The organism is Sphingobium sp. YBL2, assembly GCF_000943805.1.
GTDB lineage: Bacteria > Pseudomonadota > Alphaproteobacteria > Sphingomonadales > Sphingomonadaceae > Sphingobium > Sphingobium fuliginis.
In genome coordinates this window covers 2,961,825-2,985,030 of sequence record NZ_CP010954.1, presented here as the reverse complement: position 1 = coordinate 2,985,030, position 23,206 = coordinate 2,961,825, and the positions used below count along the sequence as shown (strand labels likewise).

Sequence of the window (23,206 nt, the reverse complement as noted above, 5' to 3'; positions counted from 1 at the left end):
AATCCTAATGCTACTCAATCGCATCTTTACCATGGGACCGTACGGGTGGCGACCCGAGGAGGATAGGAGTGCATCGCCACCCGCCCGTTTCCCCCGGCAAGGGACGAGTGCCGGGGGATAGGGATCGGTCAGAACATATAGTTGAGGCTGAACACCGCCGACCGGGTCGGGGCAGGCTGCGCCCAGCTGTTATTGATGTTGTTGCGCACCGTCGTCACATATTTCTCATTGGTGAAGTTCTGCACATTCACCTGCGCCTTCAGATTCTCCGTGATCGGGTAGGAGGCCATGAAACGGTGGATCGTGTAGCTTGGCACCCGGTAGCCGACATAGCTGTTGGCGACCAGTTGGGCGAGCGACGGCTGGTTCAGCAGGAAGCTGCCCTGATAGGTCAGGCCATAGCCCAGTTCCAGGCCGAAGCCGAAGCGGTAGGTCGTGAACAGACTGCCCGAATGCTTCGGGGTATTGGTCAGCGCGTAACCAGCCGTCGGATCAAGGAAGGTCGTGCTGTTGGCGCAGGTGCCGGCGGCCGGGTCGGTCGCGCCCGGATGAGCGAGGCAATAGTCGGAAACGCCCTGCTTGATCTTGCTCTTGAGATACATGTAGTTGGCGGAAATCGTCCAGTTGCTGGTGATGTTGCCCGACGCGCCGAAGGACACGCCCTCCACCCGCTGGCGGCCGTCCGTCGCCTGATCGGGCAGCAGCGGATCGCCCGACACCACCTTGATCTGGTTGCGGTCGTTGCGGAACAGCGCGAGTGTCAGCAGCAACTGCTTGTCGAACAGGTCGGCCTTGGCGCCGATCTCGTAATTCTTCGTGGTTTCCGGCCTGACATTGCAGGTGCCGCTGCCGCCCGCGGCATTGTCCGCGGTGCAGCTTCCGTCGACCGACGATTTGGACGGCAGCTTGGAGTTGCCGAAAGCGACATAAAGGCTGGTGTCCGGCGTCGGCTTCACGACCGCGCCGATGCGGAAGGAAAAGAGATTGTCGTCCACCTCCAGCCGAGTGCCGACCGTGCTGATCTGGCCAAGCTGCGCCGAACCGCCCGTCGTGTTGTAGGTGAAGGTGCGGTTGAAGCCCTTGACCTTCTCATAGCGGACGCCGCCGTTGATCTCGAACCAGTCGGTGAACTTCATCGTATCGAACAGATAGGCGGCATAGCTGGTCTGTTCCCCGACATTATGCGTGCCCAGGATGAAGTTGACCGGCCCGACATAATTGTTGCTGCCATAGACGCGGGCTAGGCCGGTGGTGGCCGCCGGGCCGACGATGCCGGACGACGGATCGGCGATGTTCACCAGCGGCAGGTAGAAACCAAGGCTGGCGGCGGCGCTATAGGCCGGATTGGCGGCGCCGGCGCCGGTGGCAGGCGCGGTGAAAGGCGCGGCATAGGGATCGAATCCGTTGGCGCTGCGGCCCAGGCTGCCCTGCAACTGGTCGTAGCGCTCCCACAGGGCCGAACCGCCGACGACCAGCGTATGGCCGATGCCGCCGGTGCCGAAATCGGCGCTGAGGTCGATCTGGTTATAGGCGGTTTCATTGGTGATGAAGCGCTGGTTGCCGCGGCCGCCGATCGGCAGGTAATAGCCGACCGGAATGGTGAGCGTTTCGCCGGCGGCGGTCGTGCCGATGCGCTGGGTGCATGCGCCGCCGGTGTCCGGATTGAAGCCGCCCGCCGTTCCGTTGTCGAGGCAGAAGACGCCGTTCGGCTGGCTGGTCACCGTATCCTGGCGGATATGTTCGTACCGCGTCAGGTTGCGGACCTTGACCGTATCGCTGAAGGCATGGCTGAAGATCGCCTGCAGCGACTTGGTCTTGCTGTCCTGGCGGTCGATATTGGCGAAGCCGTAATAGCCCGACCGGTCGAACTGGTCGACGATGCCCCCCAGCGCCGGGAAGTAGCGGATGCCATATTGCGGCATCGCCTTGTCATCCAGATATTCGCCCTGCAGCGTCAGGCTGGTGGGGCTGTCGATGCCGATGGTGATCGCGGGCGCCACGCCCCAGCGCTCATAATCCTCGACATCGCGGCCCGGCACATCGTTGCGGTGATAGACGGCGTTGAGGCGCACGGCGATCAGGTCGTTGACGCGCTTGTTCGCGTCGATGGTCGCCCGATAATAATTGTCCGTGCCGATCCCGGCGTTCAGGATCGTCTTGTCGTCGGCCAGCGGACGCTTCGTCACCAGGTTGATCGTGCCAGCGACCGAACCGCCGCCGTTCATGACCGAATTGGCGCCGTTGGTGACTTCGACCTGCTCGATATTATAGACTTCGTTGCGGTTCAGGAACGCGCCGGAACGCACGCCGTCGACCGTGACGTCGTTCTTCGCGTCCTGCCCGCGCAGGATGATGCGGTCGCCATAGCCGAAGCCGCCCTCGCCCGCGCCGAAGGTGATGCCGGGAACGGTCGACAGCACGTCGCGCAGGGTCAGCAGGTTCTGCTGCTGGATGGTTTCCTTGCCGATCACCGTGATGGTCTGCGGCGTATCGAGCAGCGGCCGGGTATATTTGGGCGATTCCGCCTTTTCGACCTTGATGGGCGATTCCTCGATCGCCGTGTCGGTGACCGTCATCCCGCCAAGCTTGGCGCCCTGCGCTGCATCCTGCGCCTGCGCCTGCGCCTGCGCCTGCGCCTGCGCGGACGAGGCAAAGGCAATCGCGCCGACGCAACTCAGCGCCAGGAAGGACGGTCGTGACAGTGCTTTGGACATGGAAACAGAACCCCTTTCTTGAACCTTGAGGGGTCTGCTATTGCGACTTGTTCGCAGAGTCAACGCTATTGCGAGTAATTATTATTTTATGATCGTATATTATCGTTGAAAAGCCAGCATCTTATCGCGCTCGCCAGATTGGGCGGATCGGCCGCAGCCATGCGCGCGACATCGATGCGCGCGATCAAGGCGTTGACGGGCAAACCCTCCCGCAGGGCGGCCGCGCGCAGGGCTTGCCAGAATATCGGTTCCAGGCTGATCGCGGTCTGATGGCCCGCAATCGTCACGCTGCGCTTGACGGGCGGAGCGAAGGGCGATGCCGCCGGCGCCGAAGCGTCAATGGAAGGCCCCTCGCCTTCCATCAGTACATATGCTGGCCGCCGTTGATCGACAGCGTGCTGCCGGTCACGAAGCCCGCCTCCTCGCTGCAGAAGAAGGCGACGCCGCGGGCGATCTCATCGGCATGGCCCAGACGGCCGACCGGGATCTTGGCGACGATCTTTTCCAGCACCGCCTGCGGCACCGCCGCGACCATGTCGGTGTCGATATAGCCCGGCGCGATCGCATTGACGGTGACGCCATATTTCGCGCCTTCCTGCGCCAGCGCCTTGGTGAAGCCATGGATGCCGGACTTGGCGGCCGCATAGTTGACCTGGCCATATTGGCCCGCCTGCCCGTTGATCGATCCGATATTGACGAAACGGCCCCAGCCGCGCTCCCGCATCCCGCCGAAGGTCGCCTTGGCCATGTTGAAGCAACCGCCCAGATTGATGCGCATCACCTCGTTCCAGTCGTCGAAGCTCATCTTCGCCAGCACGCCGTCGCGGGTGATGCCCGCATTGTTGACGACGACGTCGATCGGCCCCAGCGCCTCGGCCACCTGCGCGCAACCGTCCAGACAGGCCTGGTGATCGCCCACGTCCCATTTGAAGGACGCTATGCCCGTCTTGTCCGAAAAGGCCTGCGCCTTGGCGTCGTTGCCGGCATAGTTGGCGGCGACCGTGAACCCCATCTCCTTGAGCGCCAGGCTGATCGCCTCGCCAATTCCCCGCGTTCCGCCCGTGACGACTGCAACCTTGCTCATAGTGGCTCTCCTCAAAGAATATTGACGGGACGAAACTTACCTCTCCAACCAGCCGGCCAGTTCGCGACGGGCCAGAGTCTCGTACAGATTCATAGCGTCCGGGGAGGCGTTCAAACAACTCAAATGGACAAAATTATTGCCACCGGAAGCGATAAAATCCTCTTTGCCGCGAATGGCGATTTCCTCTAGGGTTTCCAGGCAATCCGCCGAGAAGCCGGGGGTCAGGACGGCAACATTCCGGACATTTTCCGAAGGGAGCTGCCGCAGCACCGCATCGGTTGCCGGGCCCAGCCATTTCGCGGGGCCGAAACGCGATTGGAAGGTGACCCGGACCTCCCGCCCCAGAGCCTCGCCCAGCAGCCTTGCGCTTTCGACGCACTGGTCGCGATAGGGATCGCCCAATTGCCGCGTTCGCTCCGGCATGCCGTGGAAGCTGGCGATCAGCAGGTCCGGCGCGAAATCCAGGTTGGCGAGCTGCGCCTGGGTCGATGCGCGCAGCGCCTCGATATAGGCGGGATCGGCATGATAGGGCGGCAGCGTGCGGATCGCCGGCTGCGCCCGCATCTTCGCCAGAGCCGCATAGGCGGCATCGAGCGCGGTGGCCGTCGTCGCCGCGCAATATTGGGGATAGAGCGGAGCCAGCAGGATGCGGTCGCACCCTGCGGCGACCATCGCCTCCAGCCGCGCGCCGATCGCCGGATTGCCATAGCGCATCGCCCAATCGACCATCGCGCCGGCGCCCATCCGCTCCTGAAGCCCGCGGGCGGCGTCGCGCGTATAGACGGCGAGCGGCGATCCCTCCTTCATCCACACCTGCCGATAGGCATGGGCGGATTTCTTCGGACGGGTCAGCAGGATCGGGCCGCGCAGGATCGGCTGCCACAGCAGTTGCGGAATTTCCACGACGCGCCGGTCGGAAAGGAATTCGGCCAGATAGCGCCGCACCGATGCCGGGTCGGGACCGTCGGGCGTGCCCAGATTGATGAGGAGAAGGCCGATCTTGCCCAAGAATTTCACCCTTCCATCAGCAGGGGCAGGGTGCGGAAACGCCGCCCCGCCGTGGTGAACAGCGCATTGGCGACGGCGGGCGCCACCAGCGGCGCGCCCAGGTCTGTCAGCCCGGCGGGAGGCGCGGTGCTGCGGATCAGTTCGACCGTCACTTCCCCGACATCGCCCAGCCGCGGCAGACCCATGCGGCCCAGCATCGCCCGCGTCGGCATGCCCTTCGCATAGGGGACGGACGCCCCCATGGCGAATGCCAGCCCATGGATCAGGCCGCTTTCGACCTGCTGCCGGGCAATGTCCGGATTGACCTGATCCCCGCCGTCCACCGCGGCGACGATCCGTGAGACCTGCAACTTGCCCTCCGCCATGCCCGCCTCCACCATCACGGCGATGAAGGCGCCGTTCATCACATGCGCCGCCAGTCCCTGCCCGCTTCCTTCTATGCCGCCCTGCCAGCCGCCCATGGCGCCGACGGTGGTCAGGCAATGCGCCAGCCGGGGATTGCCGCCCAGCATCTGGATACGAAAGGACATCGCCTCCATCTGCGCCTGATGCGCCAGCTCGTCCATGAAACTTTCGGTGAAGAAGGCGCCGTGCAGATGCGCGTTGCCACGTGCGAACCCCAGCGGCAGGCCGACATCGGCGGGGAAGTGATCGACCGCCCAGTTGGGCACCGCATAGGGCAGCTCCATGCCCGCCACCGCCAGCCGGGTGGACGTGCCTGACGCATCGGCGCCGGCCTCGTGCGGCAGCTTGCCATGGGCGATGCGCGCCCATGTCTGGGTCAGGGCGCAGGGGGCGGCGACCTTCGCGGACCAGCCTTCGATCGCGCCGTTGCGGCCCAGCTTGCCCGCCATGCGCGCATGGGCGGGGGCGCTGGGCCTGTCCTGGATCACATCCTCCAGCCGCGACCAGAGCAGTTGCACCGGCCGCCCCATCTCGCGGGAGAGGAGCGCGGCCTGCACGCCGGCCTCGAAATCCATGCGGCGGCCATAGCCTCCGCCGGCATGCAGCGGGTAGAGCGTCACCGCTTCCGCCGACAGCCCCAGCGCGCGGGCGATGGCGGCACGGGCCAGGCCGGGCGCCTGCGTCGCCATCCATATTTCCGCGCTGTCCTCGCCGATCCGGGCGGTGGCGCACATCGGCTCCAGCGCCAGATGCAGGCCCGGCCGCACCCGATATTCGCTGGCAAGGATGGTCGCATCCCCGAACAGCGGCTGCGGATCGCCCTGCGCATAGAGCCGTTCGCCGGAGCCGGAAAAGGCCTGCTCCAGCGCCGCCTCCATCCCGGTGCTGTCCACCGGCCTGCCGGAAAGCGCGAAGACCGGATCGGCCAGATCGAGCGCCTTGTTCGCCGCCCACCAGTTGCTGGCGACCGCCGCGACCCACCGGTCCCGCCGCACCAGCTTCAGGAAGCCGGTGACGGATTTCGCCGCGCCCTCGTTGACGCTTTTCAGCACGGCATCCCCGATCGGCCCCTGCCGGATGGAGGCGAAGACCATGTCGGGCAGGCGGATGTCGGCGGCGAAATTATGGCTGCCGTCGATCTTGGACGGGGTGTCCAGCCGGGGAAGCTCCTGCCCCGCCAGCCGGTCCACCTCCGCCTGGCGGAAGGGCAATATCTCGGGCAGGTCGAAGGTCGCGGCATCCTCCACCACCTCGCCCAGCTTCAACCGGCGCTGCCCGCCGTCGGAAATGATGCCGTTCTGGATGTCGCAGCTTTCCCAGGCGACGTCCCAGCGCGCCGCCGCCGCCTTGCACAGCAGCACCCGCGCCGCCGCGCCTGCCTCCCGATAGGGCTGGTGGAACATCGGCACCGACGTGCCCGCGCCCGTCAGCATCAGGGCGCGGCGGGTCGCATATTGATCGATGGTCCATTCGCCCGCCTCGCCCGCCAGCCGGCTCCAGTCATTGGCCAGCCATTCGCGCGCCAGCAGGATATTGGCGTAGAGCGGCCCGATCGGCGCGCTCTGCACGCCGACGGTCCGCCAGTCCGCGCCCAGTTCGTCGGCCAGTATCTGCGGCAGAAGGGTCGTGACCCCCTGCCCCATCTCGGTCTGGGGCACGATGACGACGACCTGGCCAGACCGGTCGATCTTCAGGAAAGCGTTGAACGCGGTCTCGCCCGGCGCGGTGTTGAGACTGGCGCGATAGGAGCGCGGCCATATGGCCCATGCCAGCAGCAGCCCCACCGTGGCACCCCCGCCGACCAGCAGGGTGCGCCGGTCCAAACCCTTTTTCGTCTGCTGACCCTGCTTCCGCGGTGCGCGCCCCATGCCATCGCTGATAGAGGGGCTTGGAAGCTCTGCAAAGCCCTATTGCGCCCGAAGGTTCAGGCGACGGGCCTGAGCTGGAGCCGGCGTATCTCGATGGCGGGGCAGCGATCCATCACCACCTTGAGCCCGGCCGCCTCGGCCCGGGCCGCCGCGGCCTCATCGACCACGGCCAACTGCATCCAGACCGCCTTGGCCCCTGCCGCTATGGCATCGTCCACGACCTCCCCCGCGGCGTCGCTTCGGCGGAAGATGTCGACCATGTCGATCGGCACGCCGATGTCGGACAGGCTGGCCCAGACGAATTCGCCATGGACATGCTCGCCCGCGATCTGCGGATTGACGGGCAGCACGCGATAGCCGTGATCCTGAAGGGTCTTCATCACGCCATAGCTCGGCCGGTCGGGCCGGTCGGAAATGCCGACCAGCGCTATGGTGCGGGTTTCGTTCAACAGATCGGCTATATCCTGCGCATCGGTAAGCGGCATGAGGGGTCCTCCATATTCGCGAGACATGGGAAGGACGCTGGAGAGGCGCAAGCCGTTCCCTCCAACCCCTTCATCCCCACGGAAGCCGGGATCTCAGGCGATAGGGCATGGAGTAGTCTCACGAGGTCCGGCTATCGCCGGGATGACGAAAGAAGGAACAGGGTGAAGACGTCAGCGCCCACCCCGCAGCCACGCAACGACCTTCTCCGCAATCGTGCGGAAAGCCACACCATGCGCGTCGTCCCCCGCCGCCGGAGGATCGCCCGCATCGGACCGGCGGCGAATGTCGATGGCGAGCGGTATCCGGCCAAGGAAGGGCATCCCCATTTCCCCGGCGGCCGCTTCCGCGCCGCCCTGACCGAAGGGGTCCGACACTTCCCCGCAATGGGGGCAGGCATAGCCCGCCATATTCTCGACCAGGCCGATCATCGGCACCTGCGTCTGCTCGAACAGGCTCACCGCGCGTACCGCGTCGATCAGCGCCAGGTCCTGCGGCGTCGAGACGATCACGGCCCCGGCCGGCTTGTGCTTCTGCACCATCGACAGCTGCACGTCGCCCGTGCCCGGCGGCATGTCGACGATCAGCAGCTCCGCATCGCCCCAATCCGCCTCGATCAGCTGGGCCAGCGCATTTCCCGCCATCGGCCCGCGCCAGGCGAGCGCCTTGCCCGGCTCGACCAGATGGCCCATGGAAAGCATCGGAACGCCAAAGGGGCTCTGCACCGGGATGAGCTGCTTGTCCTTCGCCTGCGGCTTCCTGTCCTCGCTGGCCATCAGCCGCGCCTGCGACGGGCCGTAAATATCGGCGTCGACCAGCCCGACCTTCACCCCCAGCCTTTGCAGCGCGACGGCGAGATTGGCCGACAGCGTGGATTTGCCCACCCCGCCCTTGCCCGATGCGACGGCGACGATCTTCAGCGGCCTGCGCTCGGCCGTCATGGCGATGCGCACATCCTCGACGCCGGGCACGGTCAGCGCGCCCTCCCGGATCGCGGCGGCCACGGCGTCGCGCTGATCGGACGACAGGCCCGCCACGTCCAGCACCAGCGACATCACCCCGTCCTTCAGGCGCGGCGCGCTGGCGCGGCCGTCGGTCAGCGTTTTGAGGCGAGCGGCGAAATCTTCAAGCTGGGTCATGGCAGGCCATCTAGGGACTTTCCCCGTCCGGCGAAACCGGCAGGCCGCCGTTTTTCTTGGCCATCGACATCATTCGAAACAATAATCGTTGCGAAGGGCACTGTTTTTCGCCGGAGAGCCTACCTATAGAGAAGGCATGAAGAGATTTTTCGGGTGGATGCCGGGCATAGCGAGCGCCATGGCCCAGGGTCCGTGGGGCGGCAAGAGCGACGGTCCGGACGGCAATGACGGCCAGGGCAAGGGCGGCGAAGGCAAGGGCAGCGACGGGCCGCGCAACCCGTGGACCCAGCCGGGACGCCCCGGCGCCAAGGGCCCTTCCGCGATCGAGGAACTGCTCCGCCGCAGCAAGGAAAGCTTCGGCCAGGGGGGTGGCGGCTTCGGCAATCTGCCGCCCCGCCCATCCGGCAAGGCGCTGTGGCCGGCCGCCATCGGCATATTGGTGGTGCTGTGGCTGGTCCTGACCTGCTTCCACCGGGTCGGCCCGCAGGAACGCGGCGTCGTCACCCTGCTGGGCAAATACAGCCGCACCCTGTCCCCCGGCATCAGCCTGACGCTGCCTGCCCCGCTGGAAAATGTGACGACCGTCGACGTCGAGGAAATCCGCACCATCGACATCGGCTCGACGCGGGCGGAGAGCGAGAATCTGGTCCTGACCGGCGACCAGAACATCATCGACCTCGCCTATTCCGTGCGCTGGAACATCCGCAGCCCGGAACTCTATCTGTTCCAGCTTTCCGACCCTGACTCATCGGTGCGCGAAGTCGCCGAAAGCGCGATGCGCTCCGTCGTCGCCAGCGTCAGCCTGGAGGATGCGCTGGGCGCCGGCCGCACGGAGATCGAGCAGCAGGTCGAACAACGAATGCAGGAGATATTGGACGGCTACCGCTCGGGCATCCGCGTGCAGGGCGTTGCGATCAAGCAGGCCGATCCGCCGACCGCCGTCAACGATGCGTTCAAGGCGGTGTCCGCGGCGCAGCAGACGGCCCAGACCTATCTCAACGAAGCCCGCGCCGCCGCGCAGCAAGTGACCGCCAAGGCGCAGGGCGAAGCCGCCGCCTTCGACAAGGTCTATGAGCAGTACAGGCTCGCGCCCGACGTCACCCGCCGCCGCATGTATTATGAAACCATGGAGGGTGTCCTGTCGAACGTCGACAAGACCATCGTCGAAAGCGGCAATGTCACGCCCTATCTGCCCCTTCCCGAACTCAAGCGCCGGGCGCAGGGCGGCACCGCGCAGGGCAGCGCGACCGTGGAGGGCCAGTGATGCAGAACCTCGTCCGCCATCCCGTCGCGCTGGCGCTGCTGGCCATCGCCGCGCTGCTGCTGATCGGCAGCACCATCGCCATCGTGCCTGAAACCAAGCAGGGCGTGATCGTGCGCTTCGGCGATCCCAAGAAGATCATCAACCGCTATCGCCCCAGCGAGGATTTCGGCAAGACGGGCGCGGGGATCATCCTGCGCTGGCCGTTCATCGACCAGATCGTCTGGATCGACAAGCGCGTCCTGTCGGTGGAGATGGAGCGGCAGCAGGTGCTGTCCACCGACCAGCTCCGGCTTCAGGTCGACGCCTTCGCCCGTTACCGCATCGTCGATCCGCTGCGCATGTATATCGCGGCGGGCAGCGAGGAGCGGGTGTCGGACGCCCTGCGCCCGATATTGGGCTCCGCGCTGCGCAACGAACTGGGCAAGCGGCCCTTCGCGGCGCTGCTCTCCCCCGAGCGGGGCCAAGTGATGGACAATATCGAGGCGGGCCTGAACCGCGTCGCCCGGCAATATGGCGCGCAGATCGTCGATGTGCGGATCAAGCGGGCCGACCTGCCCGACGGCGCGCCGCTGGAAAGCGCCTTCACCCGCATGCGCACGGCGCGGGAACAGGAAGCGCTCACCATCCGCGCTCAGGGCGCCAAGCAGGCGCAGATCATCCGCGCGGAGGCGGACGCCAACGCCGCCCGCATCTATTCGGAAAGCTTCGGCAAGGACGCCCAGTTCTACGATTTCTATCGCGCCATGCAGGCCTATCGCTATACTTTCGCTCCGGACCGGCAGGGGTCGACCACCATGGTCCTCTCCCGCGACAATGATTTCCTGAAGCAGTTCCAGGGGCGTTGATTTCATTACGGAACCAGCGTCATTCAATGAGGGTTAAGGCAAGACGGCGCATCCCGCTCATCGCAGAGTCCCGCCTTTCCTTCGCAAGTTCATGAGAGGACCGTCACGAGTGCGTTACGCTTATGCCATTACCGGCGCCCTGCTGCTCGGCGGCACGGCCATCGCCGTCACGACCAGTTCCAATGTCGGCGCGCAGGTCGCGCAGAATGAAGGCATGCAGGCCGCCGCCCCCGCCGGCGCCCCGGCAAGCCTGGCCGACATGGTCGAGAAGCTGCAACCGGCCGTGGTCAACATTTCCACCAAGCAGCGCGTGCAGGTGCAGAATCCCTTCGCCGGCACGCCCTTTGGCGACCTGTTCGGCGCTCCGGGCGGAAGGCCGCAGACCCGTCAGGCGCAATCGCTGGGGTCGGGCTTCATCATCTCCGCCGACGGCTATATCGTCACCAACAACCATGTGGTGTCCGCCGGCGCCGAAGGGGCCAGCGTCGATTCCATCACCGTCACGCTGACCAATAGCGAGGAATATCCCGCCAAGCTGGTGGGCCGCGATCCCGCGACCGACATCGCCGTGCTCAAGATCGAGCCGAGGAAAGCCCTGCCCTTCGTGAAGTTCGGGGACAGCACCAAGGCGCGCGTGGGCGACTGGGTGATCGCCATCGGCAATCCCTTCGCCCTGTCGGGCACGGTGACGGCCGGCATCATTTCCGCCGTGCATCGCGGCACCGGCGGCACCTACGACAAGTTCATCCAGACCGACGCGTCGATCAACCAGGGCAATAGCGGCGGCCCGATGTTCGACATGCGCGGCAATGTGATCGGCATCAACAGCCAGATCCTTTCGCCCTCGGGCGGCAATGTCGGCATCGGCTTCGCCATCCCGTCGGAACAGGCGGCGCCCATCGTCGACACGCTGCGCAAGGGCCAGGCCGTCAAGCGCGGCTATCTGGGCATTCAGATCAGCCCGCTGGGCGAGGATCTGGCCGATTCCCTTGGCCTCGCCAAGAATCGCGGCGAATTCGTGCAGGGCGTGGAGCCTGGCAAGGGCGCCGACAAGGCCGGGATCAAGGCGGGCGACGTGATCGTCAGCGTCGCCGGCCAGGAAGTGACGCCGGACCAGAATCTCTCGTCCATCGTCGCCAACCAGCCGATCGGCGGACGCGTGCCGATCGTGCTGCTGCGCAATGGGCAGCGGCAGACGGTGACGGCCGTCGTGGGCGAACGCCCGTCCGAAGACGAACTCAACGCCTTCGCCCAGAGCCAGGATGAGGATTTCAGCCAGCAGCAGGAGAACCCCTCCAATAATGGCCAGGCCAGCCAGCAATCGCTGGGCATTTCGGCCATTCCGCTGACCTCGACCATCATCCGCCAGCTCGGCATCGCCGCCGATACGCGGGGTATCGTGATCACCGCCGTCGACGGCTCGACCGATGCAGGCGCCAAGGGCCTGCGCCGCGGCGACGTCATCATCACCGCGAACAACCGGCCCGTCGCGACCCAGGCGGACCTCGACGCGCAGGTGAAGGCGGTGTCGGCGCAGGGCCGCAGCGCGATCCTGCTCCAGGTGCTGCGGCGCGGCCAGCCCGCCGTGTTCCTGCCAGTGCGGCTGCGCGACAAATAAGCGCGCGCGCCGCACGACAGGCCCAGAGCTGAAAACCAGCCGATCGTTACGGGTCGCGCTTGCCGGAAGCCCTGCCTCGCCTCTACAAAGGGGACGGCAGACTCCGGTGGGCGCGGCCCGTCACCTTTTTGGGAGAATGACGCGAGATGAGCGACGGCATTTTCATCGGCCTTGGCGCGCCCGACAAGGACGGCGGCATCCCCCAGACGCTGAACCTGCGCCGGGCCAATCGCCATGGCCTGATCGCCGGCGCGACCGGCACGGGCAAGACCGTGACGCTCCAGGGCATAGCCGAAAGCTTCTCCGCACTGGGCGTGCCCGTCTTCCTCGCCGACGTGAAGGGCGACCTGGCGGGCATTGCCATGGCCGGCTCCCCCACCGCCAAAAATGCGGACAAGCTGGTGGCGCGGGCCAGGGAGATCGGCCTCGACAATTACAGCTATGCCGACAATCCCGCCATCTTCTGGGACTTGTACGGCGAGCAGGGCCATCCCGTCCGCACCACCGTCAGCGAGATGGGGCCGCTGCTGCTTTCCCGGCTGATGGACCTCAACGAAACGCAGGAGGGCGTGCTCTCCATCGCCTTCAAATATGCCGATGAGGAAGGGCTGCTGCTGCTCGACCTGGGCGACCTGCAGGCGATGCTGGCTTATTGCGCCGAAAATGCCGACAGCCTGTCCGCGCGCTACGGCAATGTGACCAAGGCCAGCGTCGGCGCGATCCAGCGGCAATTGCTCCAGCTCGAAAGCCAGGGCGGCGACCATTTCTTCGGGGAACCCGCGCTCGACATTCACGACATGCTGAAGGTCGATGAGAAGGGGCGCGGCTATGTGAACGTCCTCGCCGCCGACAGGCTGATGCAGAGCCCCAAGCTCTACGCCACCTTCCTGCTCTGGCTGCTCTCCGAACTGTTCGAGACGCTGCCCGAGGTGGGCGATCCGGACAAGCCGGTCCTCGTCTTCTTCTTCGACGAGGCGCATCTCCTCTTCGACGATGCGCCCAAGGCGCTGACCGACAAGATCGAACAGGTGGTGCGCCTGATCCGTTCCAAGGGCGTCGGCGTCTATTTCGTGACGCAGAACCCGATCGACATTCCGGAAGATGTGGCGGGCCAGCTTGGCAATCGGGTCCAGCACGCCCTGCGCGCCTTCACCCCCCGCGACCAGAAGGCGATCAAGGCAGCGGCGGAAACCTTCCGCGTCAATCCGGACCTGAACGTCGAAACCGCGATCACCGAACTCAAGGTGGGCGAGGCGCTGGTGTCGCTGCTGCAGGAGGACGGCTCGCCCGGCATCGTCCAGCGCACGTTGATCGCCCCGCCCCGGTCGCGCCTGGGCCCGCTTGATGCCAGGGAACGGGCGATCATCCAGTCCATATCGCCCTGCGCGGGCAAATATGACGCGACCGTCGATCGGGAGTCGGCCGAGGAAATCCTCGCCGCCCGGGGTCAGGCCGCCGCCGCCGCCGCGCAGGCCGCCAAGGCGCAGGCCGAAGCGGACAAGGCGGCCGCCGCCCAGGCCAAAATAGAGGCCAAGCAGCGCGAGGCCCAGCTAAAGGAACAGGCGCGGCAGGAAGCCGCCGCCGCCCGCGAAGCCGCCAGGCCCTCCTCCTTCGACAAGGCGATCCAGTCCGCGACCAGTTCCGCCGCCTCGTCCGTCGGGCGTCAGGTCGCCAATGAAATCGGCCGGGCGGTCTTCGGCGGGTCCAGCCGCAGGTCCGGCGGCATTGCGGGGCAACTGGTGCGCGGCATATTGGGCAGCCTGTTCAAATAATCGGGGAGACATGCCATGCGAAAGAGGATCATCTTCACCTTAGGCATCTTCACACGGGGCACCTTCACCCTGGGCATCTGCACCCTGGGTCTGGCGCCTGCCCTGCCCGCCCATGCACAGGATTATCGCGACCTGCGCCGCGCCACGGACGCCGCCATCGCCAGCGACATCGCCCGCGACCGTCAGGCCGAACGCGATGCCAGACGCCAACCCTATGTGTCGCCCGGCTACGGCCCGATCCAGACCGCCACGGCAGCCCGCAATGCCTGCGCGGCCAAGGCGCGGGAAGAGGCAGGACCGGGCGCGAAGGTCCTGGGACGGATCGCCGCCAGCACCATGTCCACCGGTTGGGAAGTGGAAGGCGAAGTCGGTCCGTTCGACGGCCGGCGGTCGGTGCCCTTCGTCTGCTCGGTGCGCAATGGATCGGTAAGCGGCATCCTGTTGCAGCCGGATCGATAGGGTTCGACCCCACCGACACGGAAAGCCTGCCCAGCCGAAAGCCGCCATGCCCAAGCGCATGGGGAACAGGCCCGATCTCCTCTAAAGCCAGACCATCACCGCCCCAAATATTGCTGCGCCTTTTCTCTACCGCCGCGGTTGCGAGGATCATTGTGCAGGCGCTAAGGAGGGCGCATGCTTAGCCCCCCGGTTCCCGCCCATCCCCTGCGCTTCGGCAATTTCCGGGCCTATCTGCTGGGGCGGCTGGCGACGGTTCTGGCGCAATATAGCATGATGATCATATTGGGCTGGCAGGCCTATAATGTCGCCCGCGAAACGATGAGCACCGCCGCCGCCTCGGCCCAGCTCGGCCTGATCGGGCTGGCGCAGTTCCTGCCCCTCTTCTTCCTGACGCCCGTGACGGGATGGGTGGCCGACCATTTCGACCGGCGCCTGATCACCCGTTTCACCCTGCTGCTGCTGGTGCTGGCGTCGGCCGTCCTCGCCTTCGCCACCTATGAGGGCTGGGTCAGCCTGCCGCTGATCTTCGGCATCGCCGCCCTGGTCGGCGTCGCGCGTGCATTCAATGGCCCGGCCTATAGCGCGCTCGCCCCCAATCTGGTCCCGCGCGAACTGCTGCCCAACGCGATCGCCATTTCCAGCGTCGTGTGGCAGGCGGGCATGATCGCGGGCCCGGCGCTGGGCGGCTATGCCTATGCGATGCAGCCTTGGGGGGCCTATGCGCTGGCGTCGGGGCTGTTTACGGTCGCCCTGCTCTGCATGATGCTGATCGGCCCGGTGCCTCAGCCGCCGCGCGACACCAGCCGGCACCCGGTGCGCCAGATGATCGACGGCCTCACCTATGTCCGCACCAACCGGCTGGTTCTGGCGACCATCACGCTCGACCTGTTCGCGGTGCTGCTGGCGGGCGCGACGGCGCTGCTCCCGGTCTATGCCCGCGACATATTGCATGTGGGTTCGGCCGGCCTCGGCCATCTCGCCGCTTCCCCCGGCATCGGCGCGGGGGTCACGGCCCTTTTCTTCTCCTTCCGGCCGATGAAGACGGAAGTCGGACTCAAGATGCTGGGCGCCGTCATCCTCTTCGGCATCGCCACGATCGTCTTCGGCTCGACCGCCTTCCTGCCCCGCGCCATCGCGCCGGAAGTCGGCATCGGCGCGCTGATCCTGCTGGGATCGGCCGACATGGTGTCCGTCTATGTCCGCCAGTCGCTGATCCAGCTTCACACCCCCGACGAGATGCGCGGCCGCGTATCCAGCCTGTCGCAGCTCACCATTTCCGCCTCCAACGAACTGGGCGAGGCGGAGTCCGGCTTCCTCGCCGCGCTGGTCGGGCCGGTCGCGGCGGTGATCGGCGGCGGGATCGGCGCCATCGTGATAACCCTTATCTGGGCGAAGCTCTTTCCAGAACTCCGCCTTGCCCGTACCTTCGACCCACCCGAAACAAGGGCGGCCGAGCCCACGCAGGAGAAAGTGCAATGAAGGCATCCAGTATCTTGGAAACCATCGGCAACACGCCGCATATCCGCGTCAACCGGCTGTTCGGTGATGCGGAGGTGTGGATCAAGTCCGAACGGTCCAACCCCGGCGGGTCGATCAAGGACCGAATCGCCCTGTCGATGATCGAGGCGGCGGAGGCGTCGGGCGATCTCAAGCCCGGCGGCACCATCATCGAACCGACATCCGGCAATACCGGCGTCGGCCTGGCCATGGTCGCGGCGGTCAAGGGCTACAGGCTGATCCTGGTCATGCCCGAGAGCATGAGCCTGGAACGCCGCCGGCTGATGCTGGCCTATGGCGCCAGCTTCGACCTGACGCCGCGCGAAAAGGGCATGAAGGGCGCGATCGAGCGTGCGCTGGAACTGGTCGAGCAGACCCCCGGTTCCTGGATGCCGCAACAGTTCGAGAACCCCGCCAATATCGACGTGCATGTCCGCACCACGGCGCAGGAAATCGCCACGGATTTTGCCGACTCGCCGCTTGACGCGCTGATTACCGGCGTCGGCACCGGCGGCCACATCACCGGCGTCGCGCAGGTGCTCAAGCAGCTCTGGCCCCATCTGAAGGTCTATGCGGTCGAACCGACCCTGTCCCATGTCATCAGCGGCGGCCAGCCCGGTCCTCACCCGATCCAGGGGATCGGCGCGGGCTTCATCCCCGCCAACCTCCACACCCAGTTGCTGGACGGCGTGATCCAGGTCGATCCGGCCGACGCCAAGGAATTTGCCCGCCGCGCCGCGCGGGAGGAAGGCGTGCTGGTCGGCATCTCCTCCGGCGCGACGCTGGCCGCCATCCATCAGAAGCTGCCGGAACTCCCGGCGGGCAGCCGCGTTCTGGGCTTCAACTATGACACCGGCGAACGCTATCTGTCGGTGCCCGACTTCCTGCCCGAATAAGGCCAGACACAGGCTAGAGCCGGAACGGGCATGACCGACGCAAACCCCACCAGCCAGCCGCATCGTTCGATGTGGCTGCTCTGGCTCGTGCTGTTCGTCGGCCTGCCCGCTATGGTTTCCGCCTGGGAGGCGCGGGTGCCTCCCGGCAGGCCGCGCCCGGAAGCCGTCGCCGCCGCCCGGCTCACGCGCCCCGCCACGCCGCCGCCGGCAGTCGCGCCGGTGGAGGTCTATGCGCTGGAGCGCGATCAGGCGCGGGCCTTCAACGCCGCCATTCCCTTCTCCCGCCTGCCCAATCCGGCGGCGCGGCCATTCCTCTTCTCAGGATCGCCCATCGACCTCGCCCGCGCCACGGACTGCCTGGCCGCCGCGCAGCTTTACGAGGCGGGCGACGATGCCGTGGGCGAGCGGGCCGTCGCGCAGGTGGTGCTGAACCGCGTGCGGCATCCCGCCTTTCCCAAGACGGTCTGCGGCGTCGTCTTCCAGGGGCAGGAACGGGCGACGGGGTGCCAGTTCACCTTCACCTGCGACGGCGCGCTCGCCCGCACGCCGACACAGGCGGCCTGGGAAAGGGCGCGGGACATCGCGCGGGCGGCCCTGGCGGGCAAGGTGTACAAGCCGGTCGGCTACGCCACCCATTATCATACCGATTGGGTCGTGCCCTATTGGAGCGGCAGCCTGGACAAGATCACGTCCGTGGGCACCCATCTCTTCTTTCGCTGGCGGGGCTGGTGGGGCACGCCCCCCGCCTTCCGCCGCGCGGGCGAAAGCGGCGAGCCGCTGGTGCAGCGCATCGCGCGCCTGTCCGCCGCGCACCAGGGCGATCCGGATGCGCCCGCCGGTCTGTCCCCGCCTGCCCTGACCGGCGGCACGCTGGCCGACCTCGCCGCCCGGCCGCAGCAGGCGATAGGGGCGGATTCGCTGGGCCGGACGATGGCCGGCGTCCGGCTCATCGCCATCGCGCCGGGGGCCAGGAGTTTCCTGGTCGAACTGGGGCGCGCCATCTCCCCCGACAGTTGGCCGACCATGGCCCAGACCTTCTGCGCCGGGCGCCCGGAATGCCGGATCATGGCCTGGCGAGCGGGAACCGCGCCGGGCGGCCTGCCTCTGTCGGGCGACCAGATGGAAAGCATGGCCTTCGCCTATATCCACAACAGCGCCACGGGATTGCAGCGCTCGCTCTGGAACTGCTTCCAGACGCCGCGCGGCAACAAGGATGAATGCATGCTCCAGCGGAACCCCAGGGCGGCAGCCCCGCCGCCGCCCGCCGCCGCGCCGGAACTGGCGGGCGTGCGCCGCAAGGAACGCTTCGAAGTGGTGAAGATCGCGCCGCCGTCGCCGGCCGTGACGGCGCCCGCCCAACCCTGAAGGGCGCTCCGCCTCGCCTGCTATTCCATGTCCTCGAACCCGCTCAGGCGCGGCAGCGCGCCGATGCGGGCGACCAGTTCGGACTGGCGGCTGCAATCCAGCTTCACATAGATATTCTTGATCTGCGTCCGCACGGTGTTGAGCGCCACGCCGCGTTCCTGCGACAGGTCTTCCAGGCCCCGTCCCTGGCAAAGCGCTTCGGCCACCTCCGCCTCCGCCCTGGTGAGGCCGTAAAGCGATCGGATGCGGCTGGCGAGGCTCTGGTCCCGGTCCGCGGGATCGGTGGCGATCGCGACGATCTGCCGCTCCATGCCGACCCGCACCGCGGCGATCGACAGCACATAGGGCGCGCCCCGTTCGCGATGGACGAAGATCGCGCTCGCCTGTCCACCCTGCCGGGCCGTCGCGGCCCTGAAGGCGGCCTGCAACGCTTCGTCGTCGCGGGGATCGCGCGCCTTCAACTGCCGCTGACGCAAGCTCAGCGCATCACCCCGGCGCAGCAGCGCGTCCGCCATCCGGTTGCAGTCGATCAGCGCGCCGTTGGCGCGCAGGGTGAAGACGGCATGGCCCACCATGTCGAGCGTGGCGTGCAGCGAACGGCCATAATGGTTGGCGCGGTCCAGCTTGCTGCGGATCGCGAACATGCGGCCGATATGATCGATGCTGTCCTGCATCGCCCGCACTTCGTCCTCGTTGAACGGCTTTTGCGCGCGGCCCCGATGCAGGCCGATATGGCCGGTCGTCCCGTCCTTCCGGATCACGCCGCCCAGGCAACGGAAAGTATCGTCGCCCATGCCCTTGATCCACTCATTGTAGATGCGGCTGCCTTCATAGGCATGGGTCGGTACGAGCGCTTCGACATTCCAGACGCGATTGACCGCCTCTGCCCGGTCCAGCGCAACGCCCCAAATGTCGTCGTCCTGAAACTCCTCGTCGTAAAGCGCCATTTGCGCATCGGTGAAATAGCCGGAGTAGGAGATTTCCGCGACATGCTGGGGCGTGCGGCCCCAATGCAGAACGCCCGAGCGCGCGCCGACCGCGTCGGCCAGCGTCGAAGCCAGCCGGTCGAACGCGCCGTCGTCGGTCGCCGCGTCGTAAATATCCTCCGTCCGGATCACAGCTTTGCCCCGATCTCTCCACGTCCCCATGCGGAATATACGCAATTGCGCCCTGCCGCATTGCACAAATCGGACACCGATCCATTCAAATTGCTGGAAAAACGGATAAAGCTGCCGTCGTGCCGCGTCCCTTGCTCCTCCTCCCCCGCTTTTCCGCAGACGGGGCCTGGCTTCCGGTCCTCGCCCTGTCGGCCATGACGCTGCTGGTCCAGGGGTGCACGCTGATGTCGCTGGGCGTGCTCCTGCCCGGGATCGCGGCCGATTTCGGGGGGCAGGCGGGCGGCGGCGCCACCGCGTTCCTGCTGGCGATGAGCCTTGCCAGCCTGGCGGTCGGCTCGTCCATGGGAAAAGCCGGCGTCCGGCCGGTGCTGCTGATCGGCGTTCTGCTCAGTGCGGCCGGCTTCGCGCTCGCCGCCATCGCGCAGCAGCGAACGGCCTTGATGGCGGGCATGGCGCTGTCGGGCTTCGGCGCGGGCGCATCGACCATCGTGCCCGGCATCGCCGTCATCACGCGGCATCATGTGGCGCGGCGAGGCCTGGCGCTTGCGGTCTTTCTGGGCGCCGCCGTCGTCGCGGGCGCCGTCGTACCGCCATTTGTCGCGGCGGCCATGACCTTCTGGACCTGGCGCATGGCCATGCTGTTCTGCTCGGCGGCGATCGTGCTGGCCTGCCCCCTGCTGGTGCTGCTCGTCCCCGGGGACCGGACGGATGCCGGGCCGATGCCGGTGGAGCGGACCGCGCTCCCGGCAGCCATCCGGACGGGGAATTTCCTCCGGATCGTGCTGGCCATGACCCTGTTGCAGCTCGCGATCAACGGCGTGCTGTTCGCGGCGGTGGACAGCCTGATGGCGGAGGGCCTGAGCCAATCCACGGCGGTCCTCGCCTATAGCAGCGCCAATCTGCTCGGCCTGCCCGCCCTGTTGATGGGCGGCATGCTGGCCGACCGGCTCGGCGCGCGGCACAGCCTGACCGCGACGGCGCTGCTGCTGGCCGCGGGGACCATGGCGCTGCTGGGCGTCCGCATGATGGACATGGCCGGGGTCTGGCTGTTCGTCCTGCTCTGGGGCGTTGCGAGCGCGCTGCCGGGCCAGTCGGGATCGATGCTGCTGGCCGACGCGGTGGAGGCGGAGGTGTTCCCCCGGCTGCTCGGCCTCAACACCGCGATCATCAGCCTGGTTGGCGCGCTGGCGCCGCTCTGGACAGACCAGATGCGCGCGGCGGGCGGCGGTTACGGCTTGCCCGTCTCGGTCTATGCGGCACTCGCGCTGGCCGCCGCGCCGCTTATCGCATCGGTTCGTTCGTCACAGGCCGAAGCTGGCTGACAGACCGACAGTGCGCGGCCGTTGCGCCATTTCGCGCAGCGGCGATCCGGTTACCGGCACTAGCTCCGCATTGCGGTAGAGCAGCGCGCGGCTGTTCAGCAGATTGTCGGCAAAGGCGGACAACTGCCAGCCATCGCGGCCAAGCCCCATGCGCAGGAACAGCAGTTCGCTTCCCTCGCCCGAATAGACACGCGGATCATAGGCCACCGACCGGGTCGAAGGTGCGCGGCGATAGCGCCCTGCCTGCCGCCATTCGGTCCGCACGAAACCGTCCAGCCGCCCCGGCAGCGTAAAGCCATATTCCGCCGCCAGCGTCCCCGACCATCGCGGTACATAGGGTATCCGGTCGCCCGCCGCGACGATAGTCGAGCCTGGAAGCCCAACATCGCGGCGGAAACGCGCATCCACGAAGCCGAACGAGAAATCCAGCACCAGCCGCCGCAGCGGCTCGCTCCGTAACGCCAGCTCGACACCCTGATTGCGAGCCGCCCCCAGGTTGTCGACATAGGAAAAGCCGCAATTGGGCAAGGTGACGGACTGCTGTATGCGTCGCCAGTCGATGCGGAAAGCGGCCAACGACAAGTGAAGCCGCCGAGCGGGCAATCCCGCCTTTACGCCCACCTCATAACTCCAGAGCGAGTCGGAGCCATAGCTGTCCGGTGCGGCAGCGCGGCCCAGCGCCGAAAGATCGGCCGCGCAACTGTTCGCCGGCACCGCTCCATTGGTCCCCCCGCCGCGAAAACCCTTGCCGGCGCTCAGATAGACAAGACTGTCGCCCCCCGGTCGCCAGGACAGCCCGGCATAGGGAATGAGGGGCGTATCGCTTTGTCCCCGGGGCCCGACCGCGTTGCTGCCGCCCGCAAAAGGCCCCTCCGACATCAAGCGGAAGCGCAATGGATTATAGGACAGACGCAGGCCTCCCGTCACTTCCCAACGGGGCGCGAAGGTCCAGTTTGCCTGCCCGAAAACCGCCAGCGTGCGCTCGCGAATTTGCTGCCGGCTTTGATAGCTCAGCCCGCCGGGCAGCAACGGCAGGCCGAAAATCTCCTCGATCGACAGGCCCAGTTGCGACTGCGCGAGATCGGCGATCCCAGGCTCGACCACATGCTGTTCCATGGCGATCCGCGATCGGCTGTAGAAGCCGCCGACGAGCCAGCGGACGGACGCACGAGGATCGGCGGATGCAATGCGCAACTCCTGCGTGAAAACCGTTTGATCGACCGTCGTCCGGCTATAGCTGCCGCCGGGCGTACGGATTCCCGGGACCATGCCACCCAATATGATCTCTCCGAAATATCCCGAATAATCCACTATCTGGCGGTTGCGGCGGTCCAACCAGGCGGTGACGCCGGTGAGCACGGCGCCGCCCAGGTCCAGCCGCGCAGTGAGGCCGGGCAAAAGGAAACGATCATGGCCCGGCTGGCGGAGGCTGGCGGTCTGACGGAAGAGACCCAGGCTGCTTTCGTAAAAGGGCAGGTCGCCCCGCTTCGCCCTCTGGAAGAAAAGCGACGGCGTCAACTCCAGGCGCTCGCCAAGAGCCGCCTTCAACGCGAAGCGCAGACCCAGCGCCGCGTCGTGATCGATATTCTTCGTCAACAGCCCGCCGGAAACAGGGCCGAACCGGTCGATAACGCCGGCATCGCGGCGATAATAAGCGCTGACGCGCATGCCGATCTGGCCGGGCAATATGGCGCCGCCCAGGGCCGCCTGCATTTCGCGGCTGAATCCCCCTCTCCCGACCAACGCAAACTCGCCGCTGGCCTGCCCATCCAAGCCTTCCAGTTGAGGCTGCCGGGTCAGGGTGCGGATGGTGCCGCCCATGGAATCCGCGCCGAACAGCGTGCCCTGCGGCCCGCGCAGCACCTCGACGCGGTCGAGGTCGAAACGGCGCAGGTCGGGATTGCCCGCCACCTCCAGCGACCGGATCTGAATAGGCACGTCATCGACATAGAGGCCAATCGTGGATGCGCCGATGGGAGAAAAGACGCCGCGCATGATCGGCTGCTGCGCACCAAAGGCACCTATGGTCGGCATGGTGAGATTAGGCACGACGCCAGCCAGATCGGCCAGCCTGGCAATACCGCGCCGTTCCAGATCGGCCGCATCAAGGCGGTCAAGACTGATCGGCACCCTCTCCTGCGCTTCGGCCACGCGACGGGCGGTGACGAAGACGGCATGCTCGCCGGCGGAAGGTTCCCCGGCTTCATCGTCCTCCTGCCCATAGGCAGGCGCCGCCATGGCCAGTGCGAAAGCGCAACACAGACGCGCCCATGGCTTCACGACAGACGAGCAGACGGCAGAAGAGGTTGAATCCCGGCAAAAGCCATCCCATCTCTCTACAGCAACGAC

General features: G+C 66.6%; 18 protein-coding genes. 9 read left to right on the top strand and 9 right to left on the bottom strand.

All coding sequences use genetic code 11. The annotated features are described in order from the left end of the window. Nucleotides 1–128: 128 nt before the first annotated feature. The 7 genes from TZ53_RS13750 to TZ53_RS13720 form a co-directional block, all read right to left on the bottom strand. Nucleotides 129–2,714 carry a TonB-dependent receptor gene (locus TZ53_RS13750; protein WP_044661651.1) on the bottom strand — a complete coding sequence of 862 codons (2,586 nt, stop codon included), beginning with the start codon at nt 2,712–2,714 and terminating at the stop codon, nt 129–131. An 86-nt stretch (nt 2,715–2,800) separates the two neighbouring features. Beyond that, nucleotides 2,801–3,076, bottom strand: coding sequence for a ribbon-helix-helix domain-containing protein (locus tag TZ53_RS13745; protein ID WP_044661650.1), 276 nt, complete (start codon nt 3,074–3,076; stop codon nt 2,801–2,803). Further along, a complete protein-coding gene (phbB, locus tag TZ53_RS13740) occupies nt 3,076–3,798 on the bottom strand; it encodes an acetoacetyl-CoA reductase (protein WP_025548750.1) in 723 nt (240 codons plus the stop codon). The genes TZ53_RS13745 and phbB overlap by 1 nt, the downstream gene beginning before the upstream one ends. 36 nt (nt 3,799–3,834) lie before the next feature. Next, nucleotides 3,835–4,806 carry a ferrochelatase gene (hemH, locus tag TZ53_RS13735; protein WP_044661649.1) on the bottom strand — a complete coding sequence of 324 codons (972 nt, stop codon included), beginning with the start codon at nt 4,804–4,806 and terminating at the stop codon, nt 3,835–3,837. Between the two features lie 5 nt (nt 4,807–4,811). Next, nucleotides 4,812–7,079 carry a molybdopterin cofactor-binding domain-containing protein gene (locus tag TZ53_RS13730; protein ID WP_044661648.1) on the bottom strand — a complete coding sequence of 756 codons (2,268 nt, stop codon included), beginning with the start codon at nt 7,077–7,079 and terminating at the stop codon, nt 4,812–4,814. A gap of 56 nt (nt 7,080–7,135) precedes the next feature. Then, on the bottom strand, nt 7,136–7,564 hold the full coding sequence (locus TZ53_RS13725) for a CoA-binding protein (protein WP_025548752.1): 429 nt from the start codon (nt 7,562–7,564) through the stop codon (nt 7,136–7,138). A 171-nt stretch (nt 7,565–7,735) separates the two neighbouring features. Then, nucleotides 7,736–8,503: an Mrp/NBP35 family ATP-binding protein gene (locus TZ53_RS13720; RefSeq protein ID WP_226869663.1), complete on the bottom strand. Its 768-nt coding sequence runs from the start codon at nt 8,501–8,503 to the stop codon at nt 7,736–7,738. A 334-nt stretch (nt 8,504–8,837) separates the two neighbouring features. Between TZ53_RS13720 and hflK the strand changes: the two genes are divergently transcribed. The 8 genes from hflK to TZ53_RS13680 all read left to right on the top strand — a co-directional run bounded on the left by hflK (nt 8,838) and on the right by TZ53_RS13680 (nt 18,417). Further along, nucleotides 8,838–9,965 (top strand): FtsH protease activity modulator HflK, encoded by a 1,128-nt coding sequence (hflK, locus tag TZ53_RS13715; RefSeq protein WP_025548756.1) that lies wholly within the window; start codon nt 8,838–8,840, stop codon nt 9,963–9,965. Then, nucleotides 9,965–10,810, top strand: coding sequence for a protease modulator HflC (hflC, locus tag TZ53_RS13710; protein ID WP_044661646.1), 846 nt, complete (start codon nt 9,965–9,967; stop codon nt 10,808–10,810). Before hflK ends, hflC begins: the two co-directional genes overlap by 1 nt. Nucleotides 10,811–10,919: 109 nt before the next feature. Beyond that, a complete protein-coding gene (locus TZ53_RS13705; RefSeq protein ID WP_025548759.1) occupies nt 10,920–12,428 on the top strand; it encodes a Do family serine endopeptidase in 1,509 nt (502 codons plus the stop codon). Between the two features lie 146 nt (nt 12,429–12,574). Next, nucleotides 12,575–14,200, top strand: coding sequence for a helicase HerA-like domain-containing protein (locus TZ53_RS13700; RefSeq protein ID WP_044661645.1), 1,626 nt, complete (start codon nt 12,575–12,577; stop codon nt 14,198–14,200). 15 nt (nt 14,201–14,215) lie between these two features. Continuing rightward, a complete protein-coding gene (locus TZ53_RS13695) occupies nt 14,216–14,659 on the top strand; it encodes a hypothetical protein (RefSeq protein ID WP_044661644.1) in 444 nt (147 codons plus the stop codon). A 174-nt stretch (nt 14,660–14,833) separates the two neighbouring features. Then, nucleotides 14,834–16,138, top strand: a complete 1,305-nt coding sequence (locus TZ53_RS13690) for an MFS transporter (protein ID WP_044661643.1) — start codon at nt 14,834–14,836, stop codon at nt 16,136–16,138. Then, nucleotides 16,135–17,052 carry a cysteine synthase A gene (cysK, locus tag TZ53_RS13685; RefSeq protein ID WP_044661642.1) on the top strand — a complete coding sequence of 306 codons (918 nt, stop codon included), beginning with the start codon at nt 16,135–16,137 and terminating at the stop codon, nt 17,050–17,052. Before TZ53_RS13690 ends, cysK begins: the two co-directional genes overlap by 4 nt. A gap of 30 nt (nt 17,053–17,082) precedes the next feature. Further along, on the top strand, nt 17,083–18,417 hold the full coding sequence (locus tag TZ53_RS13680; protein ID WP_044661641.1) for a cell wall hydrolase: 1,335 nt from the start codon (nt 17,083–17,085) through the stop codon (nt 18,415–18,417). Between the two features lie 20 nt (nt 18,418–18,437). On the opposite strand, the gene TZ53_RS13675 is transcribed toward TZ53_RS13680, so the two are convergent. Continuing rightward, nucleotides 18,438–19,535 (bottom strand): helix-turn-helix transcriptional regulator, encoded by a 1,098-nt coding sequence (locus TZ53_RS13675; RefSeq protein WP_229742467.1) that lies wholly within the window; start codon nt 19,533–19,535, stop codon nt 18,438–18,440. Between the two features lie 119 nt (nt 19,536–19,654). Here TZ53_RS13675 and TZ53_RS13670 point away from each other — a divergent pair, with 119 nt between their 5' ends. Next, nucleotides 19,655–20,857, top strand: a complete 1,203-nt coding sequence (locus tag TZ53_RS13670; protein ID WP_229742469.1) for an MFS transporter — start codon at nt 19,655–19,657, stop codon at nt 20,855–20,857. On the opposite strand, the gene TZ53_RS13665 is transcribed toward TZ53_RS13670, so the two are convergent. Continuing rightward, nucleotides 20,837–23,095, bottom strand: coding sequence for a TonB-dependent receptor (locus TZ53_RS13665; RefSeq protein ID WP_044661638.1), 2,259 nt, complete (start codon nt 23,093–23,095; stop codon nt 20,837–20,839). The genes TZ53_RS13670 and TZ53_RS13665 overlap by 21 nt on opposite strands. Between the last annotated feature and the right edge of the window lie 111 nt (nt 23,096–23,206).